General features: G+C 75.7%; 9 protein-coding genes. 1 reads left to right on the forward strand and 8 read right to left on the reverse strand.

What is annotated here, in order from left to right; translation table 11 throughout:
* The first annotated feature begins 119 nt into the window (after positions 1–119).
* Positions 120–1,565, forward strand: a complete 1,446-nt coding sequence (locus AC02VZ_RS08385) for a serine/threonine-protein kinase (RefSeq protein ID WP_476474989.1) — start codon at positions 120–122, stop codon at positions 1,563–1,565.
* A gap of 100 nt (positions 1,566–1,665) precedes the next feature.
* On the opposite strand, the gene AC02VZ_RS08390 is transcribed toward AC02VZ_RS08385, so the two are convergent.
* From AC02VZ_RS08390 to AC02VZ_RS08425, 8 genes are all read right to left on the reverse strand, one after another.
* A complete protein-coding gene (locus tag AC02VZ_RS08390) occupies positions 1,666–2,484 on the reverse strand; it encodes a TrmH family RNA methyltransferase (protein ID WP_476474990.1) in 819 nt (272 codons plus the stop codon).
* A gap of 63 nt (positions 2,485–2,547) precedes the next feature.
* Positions 2,548–3,780, reverse strand: a complete 1,233-nt coding sequence (cobA, locus tag AC02VZ_RS08395; protein ID WP_432056124.1) for a uroporphyrinogen-III C-methyltransferase — start codon at positions 3,778–3,780, stop codon at positions 2,548–2,550.
* Positions 3,781–4,035: 255 nt separating this feature from the next.
* Positions 4,036–8,196, reverse strand: a complete 4,161-nt coding sequence (cobT, locus tag AC02VZ_RS08400) for a nicotinate-nucleotide--dimethylbenzimidazole phosphoribosyltransferase (RefSeq protein WP_476474991.1) — start codon at positions 8,194–8,196, stop codon at positions 4,036–4,038.
* Between the two features lie 369 nt (positions 8,197–8,565).
* Positions 8,566–9,774, reverse strand: a complete 1,209-nt coding sequence (gene cbiE / locus AC02VZ_RS08405) for a precorrin-6y C5,15-methyltransferase (decarboxylating) subunit CbiE (protein ID WP_476474992.1) — start codon at positions 9,772–9,774, stop codon at positions 8,566–8,568.
* 127 nt (positions 9,775–9,901) lie between these two features.
* Positions 9,902–10,540 carry a GNAT family N-acetyltransferase gene (locus AC02VZ_RS08410; RefSeq protein WP_432056121.1) on the reverse strand — a complete coding sequence of 213 codons (639 nt, stop codon included), beginning with the start codon at positions 10,538–10,540 and terminating at the stop codon, positions 9,902–9,904.
* A 169-nt stretch (positions 10,541–10,709) separates the two neighbouring features.
* Positions 10,710–11,540 carry a MetQ/NlpA family ABC transporter substrate-binding protein gene (locus tag AC02VZ_RS08415; protein WP_432056120.1) on the reverse strand — a complete coding sequence of 277 codons (831 nt, stop codon included), beginning with the start codon at positions 11,538–11,540 and terminating at the stop codon, positions 10,710–10,712.
* A 79-nt stretch (positions 11,541–11,619) separates the two neighbouring features.
* Complete coding sequence (locus AC02VZ_RS08420; protein WP_468112284.1) at positions 11,620–12,357, reverse strand: methionine ABC transporter permease; 738 nt, start codon at positions 12,355–12,357, stop codon at positions 11,620–11,622.
* Positions 12,354–13,391, reverse strand: coding sequence for a methionine ABC transporter ATP-binding protein (locus tag AC02VZ_RS08425; RefSeq protein WP_432056118.1), 1,038 nt, complete (start codon positions 13,389–13,391; stop codon positions 12,354–12,356). Before AC02VZ_RS08425 ends, AC02VZ_RS08420 begins: the two co-directional genes overlap by 4 nt.
* Positions 13,392–13,673 lie beyond the last annotated feature (282 nt).

The following is a 13,673-nucleotide window of genomic DNA, read 5'->3' on the forward strand; positions in this document are numbered from 1 at the left end:
CCGGTGCTCAAGTGTGCCGCCCGCCAGGGACAATCGGCCGCCGCGGGAGGGCGCGGCCTCTGCGCACCGGCGGGTGTGGAAACGTAAGCTGTGGCACGTCACAGGACCGGGCAGCGGGGATGAACATGGCGATGATGCGCCTGAGGCGCGAGGACCCGCGCGTCGTCGGCTCTTTCAGGCTTCACCGACGGCTCGGCGCGGGCGGGATGGGCGTGGTCTACCTGGGCTCCGACAAGAAGGGGCAACGGGTCGCGTTGAAGGTCATCCGGCCGGATCTGGCGGAGGACCAGGAGTTCCGCTCCCGGTTCGCGCGCGAGGTCTCGGCCGCCCGTCGTATCCGCGGGGGCTGCACGGCCCGGCTGGTGGCCGCCGATCTGGACGCGGACCGCCCGTGGTTCGCCACGCAGTACGTGCCCGGGCCGTCGCTGCACGACAAGGTGGTCGGGGAGGGCGCGTTGGGCGCGGCCGAGGTCGCGGCGATCGGGGCGGCGCTGTCCGAGGGGCTGGTCGCGGTCCACGAGGCCGGGGTGGTGCACCGGGACCTCAAGCCGTCCAACATCCTGCTGTCCCCGAAGGGGCCGCGGATCATCGACTTCGGCATCGCCTGGGCCACCGGCGCCTCGACCCTCACCCACGTGGGCACGGCGGTGGGCTCGCCCGGGTTCCTCGCTCCGGAGCAGGTGCGGGGGGCGGCCGTCACGCCCGCCACGGACGTGTTCTCGCTCGGCGCCACGCTCGCGTACGCCTCGATGGGCGACTCGCCCTTCGGGCACGGGAGTTCCGAGGTGATGCTGTACCGCGTCGTGCACGAGGAGGCGCACCTGGACGGCGTGCCGGACGCGCTCGCGCCGCTGGTGCGGGCCTGTCTGGCGAAGGACCCGCAGGAGCGGCCCAGCACGCTCCAACTGTCGTTGCGGCTCAAGGAGATCGCGGCACGCGAGGCGCAGGGTCTGTCCGACTTCCGTCCCCCGGCGCCGCGCGGCGCCGAGACGGACCGGGCCGCGGGGCGGCCGGCGGACACCTACCCGGAGCAGGAACGGCGGCGCCCGCAGCAGCAGGGCGGCCGGGGCGAGCACCCGGGCACGCCCGCGCCGCGCCCGGGCCCGGCCCCCGACCGGGGCTCCGTCCCCTCCCGGGGCGGCTCCGGACCGCGCCGCGGTGGCGGGGTGCCCGCCTCGCGCGGGGGGTCCGCCTCGCGGGGCGGCGCGGCGCGCGGCGGTACGCCGTCGCGGTCCGGGTCGCGGACCGGAGGGCAGACCGGGGGACGCGGCACGCGGCCGGGGACCGGGACGCGCCGTCCGGGGCAGCGGCCGACGGGGGCCCGGCTGCGGCCGGCCAATCCGCGGCTGCTGCGGCAACGGCTGTTCGTGTTCGTGGTGGTGACCCTGGTGGTGGCGCTGGGCATCGCGCTGGTGCAGGGCTGCCAGGCCGCCGCGCAGGGACACGGCGGTCCCGGCGGCCCGGACACCGGGACGCAGCACCGGGGCGAGCGGTGGCAGCCCCCGGCGGACCGGGCCCCGACGATGTCCGCGGGGTACCACTCCCCGTGGGAGCGGGACGGCTGACCCGCGCCCGGCGGTCCGCGGCGTCGCCGCCCGCCCGGCCGCACGGGCCGGGGGCGGCAGCTGAGCGGCGGGCGGTGAGAGCCGTGCCGTACCGCCGGTGTCAGGTGCCGGGACGTCCGGTGGCGACCGCGTAGAAGGCGACCGCGGCGGCGGCACCGACGTTGAGCGAGTCGACGCCGTGCGACATCGGGATGCGCACCCACGCGTCGGCCGCGACCAGGGCCTGGGTGGACAGCCCGTCCCCTTCCGCACCCAGCATCAGCGCCACCCGGTCCATCCGGTGCGGGGCGGCCTCGTCGAGGGAGCGGGCCTTCTCGTCGGGGGTGAGGGCGAGCAGGGTGAAGCCCGCCTCGCGGACCGACTCCAGGCCCTCGGGCCACGACGCGAGCCGGGCGTACGGGACGGAGAAGACCGCGCCCATGGAGACCTTGACGCTGCGGCGGTACAGCGGGTCGGCGCAGTCCGGGGAGAGCAGCACCGCGTCCATGCCGAGCGCGGCGGCCGAGCGGAAGATGGCACCGATGTTGGTGTGGTCGTTGACGGACTCCAGGACGACCACGCGGCGGGCCGCGCCGAGGAGGCCGTCCGCCGTGGGCAGCGGCTTGCGCCGCATCGAGGCGAGCGCGCCGCGGTGCACGTGATAGCCGGTGACGCGTTCCGCCAGGTCGGGGGCGACGACGTAGACGGGGGCGGGCAGGTCGTCGATGACGTCACGCATCACGTCGACCCACTTGGCCGTGAGCAGCATGGACCGCATCGCGTAGCCGGTCTCCCTGGCCCGTCGGATGACCTTCTCGCCCTCGGCGATGAAGAGTCCCTCGGCGGGCTCGCGCCGGCGGCGCAGTTCGACGTCGGTCAGGCCCGTGTAGTCGTGCAGGCGCGGGTCGTCGGGGTCCGAGACGGTGATGGGATCGGCCACGGGGTGATACTGCCTTGTCCTGGGTGGGGTGCCAACGGCGGGGACCGGCCGTGCGGCCGGCGTCTACTTCGGGTCCGCGGGGCCGACGCCGACGACGTCGCCGATGACGATGACGGCGGGCGGCCTGACCTCCTCGCGGACGACGGTCTCGCCGACGGTGGCGAGGGTCGCGTCGACCCGGCGCTGGGCGGCCGTGGTGCCCTCCTGGACGAGGGCGACCGGCGTGTCCGGGGACTTGCCGTGCGCGATCAGGGCCTCGGCGATCCGGCCGATCTTGTCGACGCCCATCAGGACGACCAGCGTGCCGCCCAGCTTCGCCAGGGACGGCCAGTCGACCAGGGAACGCTCGTCGTCGGGCGCGACGTGGCCGCTGACCACGGTGAACTCGTGCGCCACCCCGCGGTGGGTGACCGGGATGCCGGCGGCGCCCGGGACCGAGATGGAGCTGGAGATGCCGGGGACGACGGTGCACGGGACCCCCGCCTCGGCGAGCGCCACGAGCTCCTCCATGCCCCGCCCGAAGACGTACGGGTCGCCGCCCTTGAGCCGGACCACGGCCTTGCCCTGCCGGGCGTGCTCGATCAGCGCGTGGTTGATGGCCTCCTGGGCCATGAACCGCCCGTAGGGGATCTTCGCGGCGTCGATCACCTCGACGTGCGGGGGAAGTTCGGCGAGCAGGTCGCGCGGTCCGAGCCGGTCGGCGATGACGACGTCGGCCTCGGCGAGCAGGCGCCGTCCGCGCACGGTGATCAGGTCGGGGTCGCCGGGGCCGCCGCCGACGAGGGCGACGCCCGGGGTGCGGCGGCGGTGCTGCGGGGCGACGAGGGTGCCGTCGCGCAGGCCCTCGACCACGGCGTCGCGGACGGCGGCGGTGTGACGGGGGTCGCGGTCCTTGGCCTCGGTCGTCAGGACGGCCACGGTGACGCCCGCGCTGTGCCCGGTCGCCGGGGTCCAGGCGGTGGCCTCGTCGGCGTCGTCGGCGCGCACGCACCACACGCGGTGGCGCTCGCCCTCGGCGGAGGCGCGGGTGTTGGCGTCGGGGTCGCTGGTGGCGATGAGGGCGTACCAGGCGTCGGTGAGGTCGCCCTCGGCGTACCGGCGCCGCTCCCAGGTGATCTCGCCCGCGTCGGCCATGGCCTCCACGGAGGGGGTGGCCGAGGGCGACACCAGGACGATGTCGGCTCCGGCCGCGATCAGCGCGGGCAGGCGCCGCTGGGCGACCTGGCCGCCGCCGAGGACGACCACGCGGCGCCCGGCAAGACGGAGGCCCACGGGGTAGGCGGGGTGTTCGGCCATGAGGGTCGGCTCCTCGTACGGGCGGCGTGCGGTGGGCGCTACGGCACTGGAGCGGCCCTGACGTGCGGATTCTAGACCCGGGCGGGTGGGGCCCGGAGGGGTGCCCGGCCTGCGGCGGGCGGGCGGCACGGCGGCGGGTCCCCGGCCCGGGCGGGCGACCGCGCCGGAACGCAGCGCGGGCGCCGGGCTCCGGCGACCGGAGGCTCACCCCGCCCGCCGTGCGGCGGCCGGGCGGCGGGGCCCGGCCGGGGCGGGCTACTTCTCGGTGACCCCCGCCGAGTCGAAGGTGGCCACCTCGTGCATGGCGCGGGCCGTGCTCTGCACGAGCGGCAGGGCCAGCAGCGCGCCGGTGCCCTCACCGAGCCGCAGGTCGAGGTCGACCAGCGGGCGCAGCCCCAGCTTGTTGAGGGCGGCCACATGGCCCGGCTCCGCGCTGCGGTGGCCCGCGATGCACGCGGCCAGCACCTCGGGGGCGATGGCGCGGGCCACCAGGGCGGCGGCGCCCGCGCTGACACCGTCGAGGATGACCGGCGTCCGCAGGGACGCGCCCCCGAGCAGCAGTCCGACCATGGCGGCGTGCTCGAAACCGCCGACCGCGGCGAGGACGCCGAGCGGGTCGGCCGGGTCCGGCTGGTGGAGTTCGAGGGCACGGCGGACCACGTCGGTCTTGCGGACCAGGGTCTCGTCGTTGATGCCGGTGCCCCGGCCGGTGACCTCCGCCGGGTCGGCGCCGGTGAAGACCGAGATCAGGGCCGCGGACGCGGTGGTGTTGGCGATGCCCATCTCACCGGTGAGCAGCGCCTTGTTGCCCGCCGCGACCAGGTCGCGGGCGGTCTCGATGCCCACCTCGACGGCCTGCTTGGCCTCCTCGCGGGTCATCGCGGGCCCGGTCGTCATGTCGGAGGTGCCGGCGCGGATCTTGCGCGGCAGCAGACCCGGGGTGGCCGGGAGGTCGGCGACCACACCGACGTCGACGACGCACACCTCGGCGCCGACCTGGGCGGCGAAGGCGTTGCAGACCGCTCCCCCGCCGAGGAAGTTGGCCACCATCTGCGCGGTGACCTCCTGCGGCCAGGGCGTGACGCCCTGGGCGTGCACCCCGTGGTCGCCGGCGAAGACGGCGACGGCGGCGGGCTCCGGGATGGGCGGCGGGCACTGCCGGGACAGGCCCGACAGCTGCGCGGAGATGATCTCCAGCATGCCGAGCGCGCCGGCCGGTTTGGTCATGCGCTTCTGGCGTTCCCAGGCCTCACCGAGGGCCTTGGCGTCCAACGGGCGGATCTGGGCGACGGTCTCGGCGAGCAGGTCGTGGGGGTCCTCTCCGGGCAGGGCGCGACGGCCGTACGTCTCCTCGTGCACGACCCAGGACAGCGGACGGCGCTTGGACCAGCCGGCCTGCATCAGCTCGGGCTCGTCCGGGAACTCGTCGACGTAACCGACGCACAGGTAGGCGACGACCTCCAGGTGTTCCGGGAGGCCGAGTGCGCGGACCATCTCGCGCTCGTCGAAGAAGCTGACCCAGCCGACGCCGAGGCCCTCGGCGCGGGCGGCGAGCCACAGGTTCTCCACCGCGAGCGCGGAGGAGTAGGGGGCCATCTGCGGCTGGGTGTGCCGACCGAGGGTGTGCCGGCCGCCGCGGGTGGGGTCGGCGGTGACGACGATGTTCACCGGGGTGTCGAGGATGGCCTCGATCTTCATTTCCTTGAACTGCTTCGCCCGGCCCTTGGGAAGGGACTTGGCGTAGGCCTCGCGCTGGCGCATGGCCAGTTCGTGCATGCCGCGCCGGGTCTCGGCGGAGCGGATGACGACGAAGTCCCAGGGCTGCGAGTGGCCGACGGAGGGCGCGGTGTGGGCGGCCTCCAGGACCCGGAGCAGCACCTCGTGCGGGATGGGGTCGCTGCGGAAGCCGTTGCGGATGTCGCGCCGTTCGCGCATCACCCGGAGCACGGCCTCGCGCTCGGCGTCGTCGTAGCCGGGGGCGGCCGGGCCGGTGGGTCGCGGCGCCGCGGTCTCGTCCGGCACGGGGCCGGCGCCGGCCGGGTCGTGGTCCGGTGCCGCTTCGGCGTCGGCGCCCCGGGTGTCCATGTCGTCGGCCTGCTGGAGCAGGGCGGCGTCGCCGTCGGCCGCGCCCTGCGGCGTGCGGGGCGCGGGCACGGCGGCGACGGGCTGGTCCGGCTGTTCCTCCGTGCGGCCCGGGGCGGGCGGCGGCGTCGGCGCGAGGTGCGCGGTGGTGGGGACGGCCCCCTCCACCGGGACGAACTCGCCCACCGGCTGCGCCGGTTGCCCGGCCGGGGGTACGGGAGGGGCCGGGGGTGTCTGCCCGTCGGCGGGCGCGGGGGCGGCGGACGTGCCGGGCGCGGGGGCGGCCTGGTCCGCGGGAGCCTCGGCCGTGGGTGCCGGGTCGTCGGCCGCCTGCGGGGCCTGCGCCGCCCAGGCGTCGGCGGCGGGGTGCGCGGGATCGGCGGACGGGCCCACGGGCGCCGACTGCCCGAGGGGCGCCTCGGCCACCGGCACGGCCGCCACGGCGGGCGGGGTGTGCTGCGGGCCCTGGGGGACGGGGACGTCCTGGCCCGCGTCCTCGGCGGCCGGGACACCGTCCTCCTGCGGGAGGGGCACGTCGGTGACCGCCGGGACGGACGTCACCGGCTGCCCGGCGGCGGGGGCGGTGGCGTCCTGGACGTCGGCGCCGGAAACCGTCGGCTCGGGGAGCGGGACGGGGTCCGGGTGCGGGACGCCCGGAACGGCCGGGTCGGGCGCGGTCGCGCCGGGCGCGGGGGCGGCCCCCTCGGCTGCCGGGGCGGCGGCGGGGGCGGCCTCCACCGGCGCGGAGGCGTCGGCCGGGGCCGCCGGCTCCCCGGCGTGCGGGCCGGGCTGCGGGGCATCGGCGCCGGGGGCCTGCGGAGCCGGATCCGCCGGGGCAGCGGGGTCGGACGCGGCGGTGCCGGAGCCGCCCGGGGTGGTCGCGGGGGTCGGGCCGGCCGGGTCGGGCGCGGGGGTGGCGTCGGGGGCGGCGGGGACGGCGGGGTCGGTCGCCGGGACGGCGTCGGGCGCGGCGGGGTCGTGGTGCGCCGCCTCGGGCGCCCCCGGGGCCACGGATGCCTCGGGTGCCTCGGAGACGGCGACGCCTGCCTCGGGGGCGGTCTCCGCGGCCTCCGGGCCCTGGGCGGGCTCCGTGTGCACGGAGGGGCCTTCGGCGGCGGAGGGGGCCAACGGCTCGACGGGCACCGCGGGTTCGACGGACACCGCGGGTGCGACGGGCTCGGCGGGCATCACGGGCTCGCCAGGTGCCGCAGGCTCGGTGGACGCCGCGCCCTCCTCGGGGGCGGCGTCCGCGGCGACGACGTCTCCCGCGTCCGAGGGCTGCGCGGGGGCGCCGTCGGCAGGGGCTTCGGGGGCGGGCACGGCGGGGGCGGGCTCGGCCTCGGGGGCGCCGGCCACGCCCGCCGGGGCGGGGGCCTGCTCGTCCCCGGCCGGGGCGGTGGAGTCGGCCGGGGCGTCCTGCACCGGCTCCTGCGTCGCCTCCCGTTCCGTGGCCGGGGCGCCGTGGTCCTCGTCGCCGGCCTCGCCGGCGCCGGTCCCGTCGGCGCCGTCGGCGGTCGCACCGGGCCCGGTGTCCGGCACCGGAGGCCCGGCGGCCTCCGGACCGTCCGGTGCGGGGACGCCGCCGGCCGACGGGTCCGGCTCCGGGGCGGTGTCCCCGGCGGGGGCCACGCCGGACCCGGCGGGCGCACCGGCGTCCGGCGCGGGGGCCGCGCCCGCCTCGGTGCCCTCGCCCGGCTGCGTGCCCTGCTGCCAGGTCTCGCCGGGCACGGCGGCCGTGGGGGCGACGGCTGCGGCCGGCGGGTGCGGCGTGCCGACGGGGGTGGCCCCGACGGGCACCGGGGCCTGCGCGGCCCAGGGCGCGCCCCCCTGGGGGGCGGCCTCCGGGGACCGGGGCACGTCCAGGTACTCGGGGCCGACGGTGGCGGGGCCCGCGTGGCGGGCCGGCACGTCGGCGGGGCCGCGGTCGGCGAGCGAACGCACCGGGCTCGCGGAGGGGGTGGGGATGGGCGGGCCCAGGTGCAGCGGGCGGCGCGGCGCGGCGGGCGCCGCCTGCTCGTGCGGGGCGGCGTGCCCGGGCGTCCGCTGCTGCGCCGGGTCGGGCAGGCGGACGCCGCCGAGGTCGACCGAACCGCTGTCGCGGCCGTCCGTCTCGTGCGGCTCCGGCTCGTGCACGGTCTCGACGACCGGCTCGGGCGGGGGCGGCGCCACCTCGTTGCCCCAGGCGCCCTGGGCGCCGGGGAGCAGGAGGTCCTCTTCCACGACGGAGTGCTCGGAGAGGTAGGTGTACGCGCCGGGCGCCTGGACGCCCTGCTGCTCCACCGTGCCTGCGTTCTCCGGCTGTCCCTCGCCCGGAACCTGGCCGGTGTCGATCATGCGTACCCCTCGCCCATCGGTTAGTGCTCCTACGACCCGCTCGCCCGGAACGGCGCACCGACCGCCCCACACTGAAGAACGAGCGTGCGTCCCCAGCGGCACGAACGGCCGGTCCAAAAAAGGCGACAAAGCCATTCACTGGCATTCTCGCGGCCGTCGGGCCGTCGCGTCAGCTTGATCGGCGACGGTTCCGCTGTGGACTGCGCCACGTTGCGCGTCCTCCGGTTGTGCCGTACCACACACGCCCCAAAACAGGCGTGTTTTCGGGACATTGGCCGACGAGCCGGCGGGCGTCCGAGTTGCGGTACAACGGTCGGTCAGCCTACCGCGCGCGGTACGACAAGCCGATCAGGGGGACGGGCCCGAAGATCAGGCGTCGCGGGCGGGCAGCACGCCGCTGAGCAGGAACGCGACGCTCCGCTCGGTCTCCGTCCAGGCCCGGGTGTCGAGTTCGACGGACTGGAGCAGCGCGCACTCGACCCGGTAGCCGTGCTCGGTGAGGTCCCGGCCGACGCGTTCGGCGGCGTCGCGGGTGGCGGCGTGCGTGACGATGCGCTGGGGGCGCCGGTCGGCGACCGCGGAGACGACGGCCGCTCCCCCGCCGCCGACCCGGACCACGTCGGGCTCGGGCAGGTTCTCCAGGACGTGCGGGGCGGTGCCGTGGACGACCTGGAGCCGGACGCCGAAGCGGCGGGCGGTGGCGTCGGCGCGGGCGCAGGCCCGGGGGTCGGTGTCGACGGCGATGACGGCGGCGCCGGCCCGGGCGGCCTCGGTGGCGAAGGTCCCGCTGCCGCAGCCGATGTCCCAGACGAGGTCGCCCACCCGGGGTCCCAGGCGGGCGAGTTGGGAGACCCGCAGGAGGTCCCGTTCGCCCTCGCCGAGGTCGCCGCCGTGGGCCTCGGCGGGCAGCGTCCAGCCGCGCGGGCCGGCGGCCGGGTCGCGTCCGGCGATCCAGCCGGGGTCGGCGGGGCCCGCGGCACCGCCGATGACGATGACCACGTTGGGGTCGCGCCAGGTGTGGTCGGCGGCCTTGTCGGAGGTGACGACGCTGACCTGTTCGCGCGTGGTGCCGAGTTCCTCGCAGATGACGAAGGTGCGGTGGACGCCGTCCATGAGCAGGCCGAGTTCGGCGGGTCCGGCGCCGGGCGAGGTGAGGACGGCCACCTTGGGGTGGGCGCGGCAGACGTTCACCGCGCGGCGCAGGGTGCGGGGGTGGGCGACGACCACCTGGGCGTCGTCCCAGGGCATGCCGGCCCGCGCGAAGGCGGCGGCGACGGAGGAGACGGCGGGGACGACCTCGACCTCGAGCCCGAACTCGGGGGCGCGCAGGGTGCGGACGACGCCGAAGAAGCCGGGGTCGCCGTCGGCGAGGACGACGGCGGTGCCGCGGTGGCCGGCGATGCGGCGGGCGGCGAGCGCGAGGGAGCCGAGCCGGATGCGTTCGGCGCCGGCGGGCACCTCGGGGAGCGCCAGGTGGTGGGCCGCGCCGGCCACCAGGGTGGCGGCGCCCAGCGCGGAGCGCGCCGCGGCGGTCAGCGGCGAGCCGTCCCAGCCGATCACCGTGACCCGGTCGGCCATCGTCGTCAGTCTCCAGGGTTCGCGCAGGTCGGGGTGGGGCGCCCGGTGGGGCGGGCGGGGCTTGGTGAGCGTACCCGGTGCGGTCGCGGGCCGGGGCCGGCGGTGGTGCCGTCCGCGGGGGCGGGGGTCAGTTCCAGTCGGGGAAGGAGGTGTAGCCGCCGGTGTCGGCGAGGTGCTCGGAGGTGGAGTCGAGGTCCTCGGGGAGCAGGCTCCAGACGATGAAGTCGGTGCGGACGTCGGTCCAGCCGCCGTCCTCGGTGCGCAGGTGGGCTATGCAGGCGTTGCGCAGGACGCCCTCGCTGATGCAGCCGATCTTCTGGGCGACCTGCTGGGCGGCGGTGTTGTCGGCTGCGGTGCGCAGTTCGATGCGTTGCAGGCGCTGGTCGCCGAACAGCCACCGGGCGGTGGCCAGGGCGGCCTCGGAGGCGTAGCCCTCGCCGCGGGCCCAGGGGGCGACGATGTAGGACAGTTCGGTGGAACGGATGTGCCAGTTGGTCCGGGAGAGCCGGACGATGCCGACGAGGCGCTGGGTGAGGAACTCGGCGACGGCGAGGTCGAGTCCGCGTCCGGCGGCGCGTTCGGCGGGCGCGGTCTCGGTGATCCAGGTGCGGGCGGCCTGTTCGGAGAACGGCTGGGGGACGTCGGTCCAGGCGGCGACCTGTTCGTCGTTCATCATGGCGGCGAAGGCGGGGACGTCGTCCTGGTCGAGGGGACGCAGCACCAACCGCTCCGTGCTGAGGGAGATGTCGGGGAAGGTGCTCGTCATGCGCCGCTCCGTAACTGAGAGACCGTCGGGTGCTGCTGAACTGCCCAGCATGCAGCATGAAAGCACTCCGCCGCACCACGGGGTGCGCCCCCGCTCGCACGACGGCGCGAGGGGCACCCCGCCGTGCGGCGGAGTGCCCCTCCTGGGTGTCGCGAAACGGCCGCCCGGGTCAGAAGGAGGCGACCACGGAGCCGGCGTACTTGTCCTCGATGAACTTCTTCACCTCGGGCGAGGTGAGGAGGTCGGCCAGCTTCTTGACGCGCGGGTCGTCCTCCTGGCCCTCCTTGACGGCGAGGAGGTTGCTGTTGGGGTTGTTCTTCGCGGACTCCAGCACCAGGGCGTCCTCGGCGGGCTTGAGGTCGGCTTCGATGGCGTAGTTGCCGTTGACGACCGCGGCGTCGACGTCGTCCAGGGAGCGCGGCGTCTGGGCCGCCTCCAGCTCCTTGAACGTGAGGTTCTTGGGGTTGTCGGTGATGTCCGCGGGGGTGGCGGCGGTGCCGACGCCGTCCTTGAGGGTGATGAGGCCGTTGGCGGCGAGCAGCTGCAGGGCGCGGCCCTCGTTGACGGTGTCGTTGGGCACGGCGACGGTGGCGCCGTTCTTCAGCGCGTCGGCCTTGTCGACCTTGTTGGAGTACAGGCCGAGCGGCTCCAGGTGCACGTCGACGACGGACGTGATGTGGGTGCCGTTCTTCTTGTTGAAGTCGTCGAGGTAGGGCTGGGTCTGGAAGAAGTTCGCGCCGACGGAGCCGTCCTCGGTCGCCGTGTTCGGCGTGACGTAGTCGGTGAACTCCTTGACCTCCAGCTCCAGGCCGGCCTCCTTCGCCAGGTTGTCCTTGACGAAGGTGAGGATCTCGGCGTGCGGCACGGGGCTCGCGGCGACGACCAGCGGGCCGGAGCCGTCGGAGGAGGCGCTGTCCTGGTCGGAGCCGCAGGCGGTGAGGCCGAGGGCGAGGGCGCCGGTGGCGAGGAGAGCGGTGGTGATCCTGGCGGTGTTACGCACGAAAAGTGCCTTTCCTTGGGTGGTACGACCCCTTGGGACAAGGGGCGCGGCGCGAGGCGCCGTCGTTCTGGGTGGGGGGTCAGGCGACCTTGCTGATGTCGGCCGCGGCGGGTTCGCCGGCCTTCAGCAGGCGCAGCTTGGGTCCGGGTCCGGAGCGGGCGCCCCGGCGGTGCAGGGAGCGGGCCGCGTAGTCGCCGGCGAACTGGATCAGGGAGATGACCACGGCGAGCAGGGCGACGGTGACCCACATCAGGCCGGATTCGAAGCGCTGGTAGCCGTAGCGGACCGCGAGGTCGCCGAGGCCGCCGCCGCCGACGGTGCCCGCCATGGCGGAGTAGCCGATGAGGGCGATGACCGTGGTGGTGGTGCTGGCGATCAGCGAGGGCAGCGCCTCGGGGACCAGGACCTTGCGGACGATGGTCCAGGTGCTGCCGCCCATCGACTGCACCGCTTCGACGAGCCCGTGGTCGACCTCGCGCACGGCGGTCTCCACGAGGCGGGCGAAGAAGGGGATGCCGCCGATGGCGAGGGGCACGATGGCGGCCTCGCTGCCGATGGTGGTGCCGGTGACCCAGCGGGTGAAGCTCATCAGGGCGACCATCAGGATGATGAACGGCATGGAGCGGCCGACGTTCACGATCTGGCCGGTCACCTTGTTCACCACGGTGTTCTGGATCAGGCCGCCCTTGTCGGTGAGGACGAGGAGGACCCCGATCGGGAGGCCGACGACGACGGAGATCGCGGTGGACCAGCCGACCATGATCAGCGTCTCGACGGACGCCTGCTCCAGCAGCGGCTGCATCTCGGACCAGGTCACTGGGCGCCCTCCTTGACGAGCTGGGGCCGTTCCCGGCCGATGACGTCGATCTGCAGGCCCTGCTCGCGCAGGAAGCCGACCGGGACGACGTTGTCCTCGTAGCGGCCGGGCAGTTCGATGCGCATCCGGCCGACCTGGAGGCCGCCGACGGTGTCGATGGCCGCGCCCAGGATCGATATGTCGATGTTGTAGGTGCGGGAGAGCTGGGAGATGACCGGCTGGGTGGCGCTCTCGCCCTGGAAGGTCACGTCGATGACCGTGCGCTCCTCGCCGGTGGCCTCGCCGCCGAGCGGGAAGAGGGCGGCGGCGAGCTGGGAGCCGGGGGTGGCGAGCAGGTCGGTGACGGTGCCCGACTCCACGATCCGGCCGTGTTCCATGAGGGCGGCCGAGTCGCAGACCGACTTCACGACGTCCATCTCGTGCGTGATGAGCAGGACGGTCAGGCCGAGCTGGCGGTTGAGGTCGCGCAGCAGGGACAGGATGGAGCGGGTGGTCTCCGGGTCCAGGGCGCTGGTCGCCTCGTCGGAGAGCAGCACCTTGGGGTCCCCGGCGAGGGCGCGGGCGATGCCGACGCGCTGCTTCTGGCCGCCGGAGAGCTGGGCCGGGTAGGACTTCGCCTTGTCGGAGAGCCCGACCAGGTCGAGCAGTTCCAGCGCCTTGCGGGAACGTTCCTTCCCGGAGGTGCCGAGGATCTCCAGGGGCAGTTCGACGTTGTCCTGCACGGTGCGCGAGGACAGCAGGTTGAAGTGCTGGAAGACCATCCCGATGCGGCTGCGGGCGCGGCGCAGTTCGCGGCCGGCGCGGGGGCCGCGGCCGGCGAGGGCGGTGAGGTCCTGCCCGGCGACGGTCACGGTGCCGGAGGTGGGGCGCTCCAGCAGGTTGACGCAGCGGATCAGGGAGGACTTGCCGGCGCCGGACTGGCCGATGACGCCGTAGACCTCGCCTTCGCGGACGTGCAGGTCGACGCCGTCCAGGGCAGTGACCTCGCGACCGCGTGAGCGGTAGACCTTGGTCAGGCCGGAGGTGGTGATCACGTGGGTATCCGTCACTCTCGAGTGCGCGGCGCGTCGGAGCACCGGGCACGGGGCATTCGGAAATTCGGGGCGGCCGGGCGCGGCGGTGTCCTCCCGGGCGGACCGGTGGCGGACCGGTACGGGGGGAGGATGCGCGCGGGGGCGTGGCTCGGGCGGGCATGCCGGGCATGCGGCCGGACACGAGCCGGCTCTCGCTTCGGGGCGCGAGGCTCAGGCGGTGCGGGGGCCCTCTAGAAGGCGCACATTCGGAGCGAACCCATACAACGAGCACCGGGCGGCTGA

It is taken from the genome of Streptomyces sp. 3-6 (assembly GCF_056323165.1).